The sequence below is a fragment of the Okeania sp. SIO2F4 genome (assembly GCF_010672385.1).
Classification (GTDB): Bacteria; Cyanobacteriota; Cyanobacteriia; order Cyanobacteriales; family Microcoleaceae; genus Trichodesmium.
The window spans coordinates 1-9,507 of sequence record NZ_JAAHGT010000328.1; the positions used below are offsets into that span (position 1 = coordinate 1).

The following is a 9,507-nucleotide window of genomic DNA, read 5'->3' on the forward strand; positions in this document are numbered from 1 at the left end:
TCAGCGCGATAGTGACCGATATTCGTCATGCAGGAACCGATAAACACTTCATCAATTTTATCCCCCGCACATTCCGACATCAATTTAATATTATCCGGATCGTTAGGTGCTGCCACAATAGGTTCCTTGATTTCGTTCAAGTCTACCTCAATAATTTCGGCATATTCTGCATCTGCATCCCCTGACATCAATTCTGGATTTGCCAACCATTGTTCCATCTTGGCAACCCGACGCATAATTGTCCGCGCATCTGAATAACCCCGCGCTACCATATTTTTTAACAAAGCAATGTTAGAACGCAGATACTCAGAAATTGTCTCCGTACCCAATTTAATTGTGGAACCAGCACAGGAACGTTCTGCACTTGCATCTGTCAATTCAAACGCCTGCTCAACTTTCAAATCTGGTAAACCTTCCATTTCCAAGATTCGTCCAGAGAATATATTTTTCTTATTCTCCAGCGCTACAGTTAACAACCCTTTTTGAATCGCCACATAAGGAATAGCATTCACAATATCCCGCAATGTTACGCCTGGTTGCAACTTACCTTTAAACCTCACCAACACAGATTCTGGCATATCCAATGGCATTAAACCCAAAGCTGCTGCAAATGCTACTAAACCAGAACCAGCAGGAAAGGAAATTCCCAAAGGAAAACGGGTATGAGAGTCGCCACCAGTTCCCACTGTATCCGGTAACAACATCCGATTTAACCAAGAGTGGATAATTCCATCTCCCGGACGCAACGCTACCCCACCACGAGCAGAAAAGAAATCTGGTAACTGTTTGTGAGTCTTAATATCTACTGGTTTGGGATAAGCAGCAGTGTGACAAAAACTCTGCATTACTAAGTCAGCGCTGAAACCAAGACAAGCGAGTTCTTTCATTTCATCTCGCGTCATAGGTCCGGTGGTATCTTGAGAACCCACTGTTGTCATCAATGGTTCGCAAGCTGTTCCCGGACGTACACCAGGTAAACCGCAAGCTTTTCCTACCATTTTCTGAGCTAAAGTAAAGCCTTTACCTGTATCTTCAGGCATTTGGGGACGGGTAAATACAGTGCTGGTTTCTAATCCTAGAGCATTACGGGTTTTATCGGTGAGGGTACGCCCAATTAATAGAGGAATTCGCCCACCTGCTCGTACCTCATCAAGCATAGTTTCTGGTTTGAGGGTAAAGGTGGAAATTATTTCTCCAGTTTCGTTGGTAATTTCCCCTTTGTAGGGATGAATAGTTATTACCATTCCTGTTTCCATTTTGGTAACATCACATTCAATGGGTAACGCGCCAGAGTCTTCAGCAGTGTTGAAGAAAATAGGAGCAATTTTTCCTCCTAAAATATACCCACCTGATTTTTTATTAGGAATGAAAGGAATTTCTTCCCCAATATGCCACAACATGGAGTTACAGGCAGATTTCCGGGATGAACCAGTACCGACAACATCTCCAACATAGGCAACTGGATTACCTTTTTCTTTTAATTCCGCAATAGTTTTCAACCCTTCCGGCATTTTCGACTCCAGCATCGCTAATGCGTGGAGGGGAATGTCAGGGCGAGTAGTGGCGTGGGGAGCAGGTGAGAGGTCGTCGGTGTTGGTTTCCCCAGGAACTTTGAAGACAGTAACTGTTATTGTTTCTGGAAGTTGGGGGCGAGTGGTAAACCATTCTGCTGCTGCCCAAGAATCTACTACTTGCTTGGCGTAGGGGTTAGTTTCTGCCAATTCTATAACGTCGTTGAAGGCGTCATATACTAACAGAATTTTACTTAAAGCTTTAGCTGCTGTGTTTGCTAGTTCAGAATTTTCTGATTTAAGCAGCTCTATCAATGATTGAACGTTATAACCACCGACCATTGTTCCTAATAGTTCCACTGCGTAGGTGGGAGTGATTAGAGGGCTGGTAATTTCTCCTTTAGCAATACCTGTGAGAAATCCCGCTTTGACATAAGCTGCTTCATCTACTCCAGGTGGTACGCGATCGCGCAATAATCCCATCAACTTTTCTTCTATTCCGTTTGCTGGGTTTTTCAGGAGTTCACATAGTTCTGATGTTTGCCCTGCATCTAGTGGTAGGGGTGGGATACCCTGGGTTGCTCGTTGTTGTACATGATTCTGATAGTTTTCTAACATTGTTCAGGTGTCCTCCAAGTTTATATTACTAATTGTACAGTTTAGCAATTTATGCTTAGGGTATTTTGACGCAATACTCTTACCGTACGAAAAAAACTGTAGAAAATTGTAACAGCTTTTATCTTGATATTGGATTAACCAATATAGGCGCTCTCGGCACAGCTCACTATTCCCATCCTACGGAATGCTGCGCAAACGGCAGTAAAGCACTCTGGGAATTTCTTTCTGATTATCGCATATACTGCCATTAATATCGGCATTAATCACTTTACCTGTTCCACTCAAAAATAAACCACGTTTGACTCGTTTTCCCACATAATTTTCCTGCTGACATGGCAATTCTAGGTCAAGTGCAGAAGTTTTACTGGTGTAACAATATCCGTTTCCATGACTTTGATACCAGCAAGTTTACATTTATAAGTTATCTGTTGAATTAGCTTAGAGTGTGGTATTTGGGTAAAGTTTTGATTGTTTTTTTTACCGATGTTTGCACCTTGTTTCCAATTATCATTTTTTCCAATTACTACAGTACCAATATTACTCTTCACTAAATAATTAACAACTAACTTGCTGGTGTTATGCAGATAATTCTCGACAAAACGATTTCTATGATAACTTAATGCTTCAATCTTACGACTGGTTTTTCTGTTGCCTTTGAGGTGACTTTGGTACTTGGCTTTTCGCTTGTTATATAATTGATTGACACTTTTTAGTGGCTTCCCATTAATCAGCAGTGGTTTGATACCAGGCTTATTTGTAGATAGAGCTACTAACCGGTCAATCCCTAAGTCTATTCCGGCTACATATGTTGAGTCTATTTCTGGCTGAAGAGTTTTTTCATACACTACTTCAATTATATAGCAGCTAGTAGCAGGTACTATCCTGACTTCGATGACAGTATCCACAACTACAGGTATTTTGATTTCACTCATAGATAAGTGACAAATACCATCTTTTAGAGGAGCTTTATAGACTGATTCCTTTGAATATATAACTACATTCCTACCTTGAGTTTTATTCTTATACTTTGGTATTTTGGGTTTACCTAAAAACTTACAGGGATGTTTTGACCATTCTTTGATGGCCTGAAAATAACCACGCCAAGTTGCCACCAAGCATTTGATTATTTGTTTTGATACTTTAGTTGGTAATGATCTATAGGCATCGCTATCTTTGGTGGCGTGGTATAGTTTAGTTAAATCCAGACTTTTTGAGCACTTGAAAAAATGCTGACGACAATAATAGTTAGCCTGGTTGTACAAGTTTTTTGATTTAAAGGCTAAATCATCACACACCCGCCAAAAGTTATGTGTTCGGTTGATAATATGTCTGTCAACAAGTCGCATTCACTTTCGATTTTTCATCTTAAGTTATTACCTATTTAATATTACAACAATGAGTGTAAATTTTACAACTATTTTCTACGGTTTAAGTTTAACAGTTAATCACCCCTATGGAGAGTTAGGTTCACTAAAAAAAACAGTGTATTTCAATGCTTATAGTTTCTTAAACATAAAAACGGACGGTCTGAAAGTTCCCAGAAGATTTATCCCTTCTGAGAAACTTACCGAATAATTAATAATTAATAGTTAAGAATTAATAATTAGGAGTTGATAGTCGATTAATTATTCATTCAACAATTAAGGTTTAAAGCCTCCCCCCTTTGTAATTAATAATGAATAATGAATAATTGACAAACATAAAGAAGCACGAGCTAGTCTGTTATAAATTATGAATGCTTCACTCTAAATAATTATTAATTATTAATTGTTAATTGTTCAGAAGGGGTAATTATTAATTATTAATTGTTCATTGTTAATTGCTGAAAACTATCTGTAAAAATCTATGATTTTTGCGCTAATTTGTTCTATTCCTGCTTCAACCAGGCAACGTCGGTGTTATCCAGTCCACAAGCTGTCACGTTCTTTTGCTGTTGCTTCGCAAAACTGGCGTAACGCAACTAAGATCGCTAAACGCGCATTTCGGAGCGGAGATCTTACTGACCGCCATTGCTAGATTTAAACTAGCATTTAAGTCTCTCAGGACTTACGCAGAACCACTATATCTAGTAGGGGCAAACGGCCGTTTGCCCCTACAGATGGCGTATAATTTGATATGCATGCGTAAGTCCTGTCTCTATCACAACTAGGGAATAGCAGAAAATAAATTATCCCAATTTTTCTACTAATCGCGTTAACTGGTTACTCCCTACTCCCGTACAGGCGATTCGCGAATCGCCCCTACTCCCTTATTTTCATAGCTAATAGGATAATTTTTTATTTGGAAGTCCCCTAAATCTGCAATTTTCACATATTGTGGCGGAGAATAGACGGGAACTGAGTTTTCTAGGACTTTGAAAACTAAAAGTAGAGATTTATTTTTCCAATACGTTGTCGTAGGGGTTTGGTGACCAAACCCCTACCGTTATGGTCGCAAATAGTTGCCTCTTCTTGCCTCTCCCTATTCCCATATCCGATGTTCCCTATCCTCTTTTTTATCTTTCTCAGGACTTACGCATGAGGTACGAAAAACTAAGATTTGAGATTGCTTCCCTGTCGGTCGATAGGGACGAAAATACGTTGCAGGTGCGTAAGTCCTATTTCCTTTACAAACAATCTCTTAGTTCCACTAAATAGCAACTTTCATTTTATTTTACCACAGTAGGGGCAATTTATCAATTGCCTCTACAAGGTGTTCCATCTGGGGTGAAAACCCCGATACAACTATTTTAAACTTTTGTCTTTTTTTAAAAGACAACTAACTATAAGTCATCAAGTCAAGTAAAATCAATAAATCTTCATAAATCCTATTAATAAAATTTACATTGTGCAGAAAAAATACTTTACAATATAATGATCTGACCCAGGTGCTAATTTGATGTTAAAAGTTTATAAATTTAACTTTTATGATTAGAGATCGTTATCTAGAATAAATCATATAAAAAGTTGCCATTCATTAAAGTCAATAAAAAAAATCAAAAAAAATATCAAATATAACACGGGGATCAAAAAAATATATCTAGTTTAAGTAAGCAATGAAAAAAATGCAACAAGAAACTGAAAAGCTATGGGAAACTATTGCTAAACTAATGCCAGTAGCAATAGTAATTAGCCGTGCAGTTGATGGTGTAATTCTCTTCAGCAACGAATTATTTAGACTTAAATTTGGTATTCCTAACCACAAATCAATCGGTCTTCCAACATCTAATTTTTACTCTAATCCTCAACAATATGAATTATTGCTCGTAAATCTACATCAAGAAGGTCTGACATGCGTTCCCGCAGCGGAACGGATGTTCCATCGCGAAGTGCCTATGAAAAAAGCAGATGGTACATTGTTATGGGCCAATATATCAATGTGTTCTGTACAATTCAATGGGGAAACTGCAATACTATCAATATTTTCAGATATTTCAGAAGACAAAATTACTCAAAAATCACTGCAAAGACAAGCTTTAACTTTTGAGAATCTCTACGACGGGGTGATTCTGACAGATATAGAAGGTTACATCATTGACTGGAACCCAGCAGCAACTAGAATGTTTGGATACAGTAAAACTGAGGTATTGGGCAAGACTCCAGCCATTTTACACCAACCAGAAGTATCTTCTACATTAACATCAGAAATAATTGAGGGGATGAAGGCCAATGGTCGGTGGGTAGGACAAATTAACTTTATTCGTAAAGATGGCAGTGAGGGTCTATGTGAAACAACGGTTGTACCAATGCTAGATAAATCTCATCAAATCCTTGGCACTATAGGAGTCAACCGAGATATCACTGAACAAAAACGAGCGCAAGAGAATGAAAATAAACTGTTAGAGTCCCTCAAATATCGTGAACGTCTACAAGCAGCAGTCGCAATAATAGGACAAAAGGCACTGCAAACATCAAATATTTATAAACTAATCGATACAGCAGTTGCCATAGTTGCTAAAACTTTAAATGTAGAATTTAGCAAAGTGTTAGAATTGTTGCCTGGTAATAATGCCTTTCTTCTTTATGCGGCTGTAGGTTGGGAAAAGAATTTAGTAGGTAAAGCTACAGTTAGTGCTGGGGAAAAATCCCAAGCAGGTTATACTTTGTTAGCAAATCAGCCAGTCATTGTCAAAGATTTCCTCGTGGAAACTCGCTTTTCTGGTTCACCCTTGCTACATAACCACCGAATAGTTAGTGGTGCAACTGTAATCATACCTAATTTAGAAATCAAAGAATCTCAAAATAGCAATTCCCATAACTCTCAAAAAACTTGGGGTGTTTTGGGAGTTCATACTAGACAGTATCGAGAGTTTACCCAAGATGATATTTACTTTCTCCAAGCGATCGCTAATGTGATAGCCATTGCCGTTGAACGTCATGCTAAGGAAGAACACTTGCAAGTAATGAAGCGGGCTATTGATAGTAGTAACAATGGCATCGTCATCACCGATCCTACTCAGCCAGATAATTCCATAATTTATGTTAGTCCTAGTTTCGAGCGCATCACAGGTTATCAGGCTGGAGAAGTGATGGGAAAAAATTGTCGATTTTTACAAGGAAAATACAGAAATCAGCCAGCAATTTCTCAGCTCAAAAAAGCCGTTTTACATGGTCAAGAATGTCATGTTATTTTGCAAAATGTGCGGAAAGATGGCACAGATTTCTGGAATGAACTATTCATTGCACCAGTTTATAATTCTTATAACCATTTAACAAATTTTATTGGTATTATTACAGATATAACAGAAAGATTCCATTGGGAAGCAGAATTATTTATCAAAACTAAAGCCTTAGAAAAATTCAGTTCTAGTTTAAAGGAATTGCATAGAATTGCTACCTGTAATCATAATAATATAGAAGAGCTTTTTGCTGATTATCTCCAAGCAGGTTGTAAAATTTTTGGCACGGATACTGGAGTTATTGGTGAAGTAAAAGGCGAATTATTTATCATTAAATCTGTACAGTCAAAACAGGATTATTTTGCACGAAGAAAAGAATTTAATTTAGGCGATATTTTATGTCAGAAAGTAGTCGCAGAACAAAGAACAATTTTGAGGAGTGAATTAGAAGAATCAGAAGCCAAAGGTATGCCGATAAAATTATATATTGCTACTCCAATCTTCGTAAATAATCAAATTTATGGTACTTTATCCTTCTCATCTCCCCAAGCTAGAACAAAAGAATTTGAGTCTCACGAACAAGAAATTATTGAATTAATGGCTCAAGGTATAGGGAAATTCATCGCAACTAATCAAGTGGAGTTGGAACGCCACCAAGCAGAGGAAGCACTCCGAGAAAGTGAGGAACGTTACCGTCGTTTGGTAGAGAACTCACCAGAAGCGATCGCCGTCAATTTTATGGAAAAGTTTGTCTATATAAATTCTGCTGGAGCTAAGTTACTTGGCGCAAATTCCCTAGAAAAAATTATCGGTCAATCTCTCTGGAAATTCATTCCTCCAGACTATATAGAAATAGAAAAACAACGACTACAACAAGTTCAACAACAAGGAAAACAAACACATTTACAAGAAGAAAAGTTGATTAGACTAGATGGAGAAGTCATAGATGTGGAAATAGTTGGAATACCTTATACTTATGATGGTAAGGCAGCAACCCAGATAATTATTAGAGATATCACCGAACAGAAACAAACACAAGCCAAACTTGTTTATGAGGCGCTTCACGATGCACTGACAGGTTTACCAAACCGTACCTTGTTTTTTGACCGACTAAGGCAAGCATTACGTCGGTCTAGACAATACTCAGATTATCAGTTTGCTGTTCTCTTTCTAGATTTAGATCGGTTCAAAATAATTAACGACAGTTTGGGACATACTATAGGAGATAGACTATTAATAGCGATCGGCAAGCGACTACAGAACTGTATCAAAGCTTCAGATACTCTGGCGAGATTAGGAGGAGACGAATTCACGATCTTACTAGAGTATCCACCCGATATTAACTATGCTACCAGAGTAGCTGCGAAAATCAATCAACAACTGGCAAAACCTGTATATATTGAAGGGAATGAAGTCTTTACTACAGCAAGTATTGGCATTGTTTGCAGTCGTGGAAATTTTGCCGATAGTGCCGATGGAAATCAGCTTGATGTTTGTCCTATTTACAATAACCCGGAAGACTTACTGCGAGATGCAGACATTGCTATGTATCGGGCTAAAGCTTTAGGTAAAGCAAGGTATGAGGTGTTTGATTTAACAATGCACAGCCAAGCTATATCTTTATTAGACCTGGAAAACGATCTGCGACGAGCCATAGAAATGATTAAACAAAATCCAGCTCATTCTCAATTTCGCTTAAATTATCAACCAATTATCTGTCTATTTACAGGTCAAATTACTGGTTTTGAAGCTTTGGTACGCTGGCATCATCCCACTAAAGGTTTGATTTCTCCAGCTAAGTTTATTCCCATAGCAGAAGAAACAGGTTTAATTATTCCTCTAGGAATGTGGATATTGCGAGTTGCTTGTCATCAATTAACTATTTGGCAGCAGGAATTTAACTGTCAAGATACACAGTACAGTGAGAAATTCGCAACAAATAACACTCCAGCAATATCCCTGATGTCTAACTCTTTATCTCACAGACAAAATGGCAATGGCAAATGTTCTTCTACTTGCTATGTATATAATTCTAAGTGTCAATTTCCTACCTCCAATTTAACCATGAGTGTCAATCTTTCTAGTAAGCAGCTTTCACAACCAAATCTAGCAGAAGAAATTGAGGAAATTTTACAAGAAACAAATTGTCAACCTAATTCCTTGAAGCTAGAAATTACTGAAACTGTAATTATGGAAAATGTTAGTTTAGCCACTCAAAAGTTGAATAAACTGAAAAATCAAAATATTAAATTATCAATAGATGATTTTGGTACAGGTTATTCATCATTAAGTTATCTACATCAGTTTCCTATTAATACTCTGAAAATTGACCGTTCTTTTGTCAGTAGATTAGACTCGGATACGAGTGGTCAAGCATTAAAAATTGTCAGTGCAATTATTGCATTAGCTCATAATTTAGGCTTAGAAGTAATTGCTGAAGGAATAGAAACCAAAGATCAAATGCAAAAACTTAAGCAATTTCAGTGTGACAAAGGACAAGGATATTGGTTTTCAAAACCATTGGAAAGTCGCCACGCAACTGAGCTACTTCGTAATTTTAAAAATAAGGGAGTAGGGAGTAGGGAGTAGGGAGTAGGGGAGTGGGGAAGTGAGGAATTGCAGAGGAGGTAGTCGGAACAAATGTTCCATCTTCAATCATTGCCAAATCTTTCTAAATTCTTTCCCCCTCCTGACTCCTGACTCCTTGTCTAATTACACCAATGCTACCAGATTTGATCTCATATCTTGATTATGCAACGCCTTTTTTCTTTTATAGTGAGA

Annotated in this window: 5 protein-coding genes; 2 read left to right on the forward strand and 3 right to left on the reverse strand. The window is 37.7% G+C overall.

What is annotated here, in order from left to right; translation table 11 throughout:
* The 3 genes from acnB to F6K22_RS20250 form a co-directional block, all read right to left on the reverse strand.
* A partial coding sequence (gene acnB, locus F6K22_RS20240) for a bifunctional aconitate hydratase 2/2-methylisocitrate dehydratase (RefSeq protein ID WP_293101789.1) occupies positions 1-2,129 on the reverse strand: 2,129 nt, incomplete at its 3' end.
* A 177-nt stretch (positions 2,130-2,306) separates the two neighbouring features.
* Positions 2,307-2,468, reverse strand: coding sequence for a hypothetical protein (locus tag F6K22_RS20245; protein ID WP_293101791.1), 162 nt, complete (start codon positions 2,466-2,468; stop codon positions 2,307-2,309).
* A 2-nt stretch (positions 2,469-2,470) separates the two neighbouring features.
* Positions 2,471-3,475: an RNA-guided endonuclease InsQ/TnpB family protein gene (locus tag F6K22_RS20250; protein WP_293101794.1), complete on the reverse strand. Its 1,005-nt coding sequence runs from the start codon at positions 3,473-3,475 to the stop codon at positions 2,471-2,473.
* A gap of 49 nt (positions 3,476-3,524) precedes the next feature.
* On the opposite strand from F6K22_RS20250, the gene F6K22_RS20255 reads away from it, so the two are divergent.
* Together F6K22_RS20255 and F6K22_RS20260 are read left to right on the forward strand one after the other, a co-directional pair.
* Positions 3,525-3,704, forward strand: coding sequence for a hypothetical protein (locus F6K22_RS20255; RefSeq protein WP_293101797.1), 180 nt, complete (start codon positions 3,525-3,527; stop codon positions 3,702-3,704).
* A 1,459-nt stretch (positions 3,705-5,163) separates the two neighbouring features.
* Complete coding sequence (locus tag F6K22_RS20260; protein WP_293101799.1) at positions 5,164-9,315, forward strand: PAS domain S-box protein; 4,152 nt, start codon at positions 5,164-5,166, stop codon at positions 9,313-9,315.
* The last annotated feature ends 192 nt before the right edge of the window (positions 9,316-9,507 follow it).

Coding starts and splice junctions, on each gene's coding strand:
- F6K22_RS20250 (WP_293101794.1), bottom strand. CDS start 3,475: ATGCGACTTGTTGACAGACATATTATCAACCGAACACATAACTTTTGG.
- F6K22_RS20255 (WP_293101797.1), top strand. CDS start 3,525: ATGAGTGTAAATTTTACAACTATTTTCTACGGTTTAAGTTTAACAGTT.
- F6K22_RS20260 (WP_293101799.1), top strand. CDS start 5,164: ATGAAAAAAATGCAACAAGAAACTGAAAAGCTATGGGAAACTATTGCT.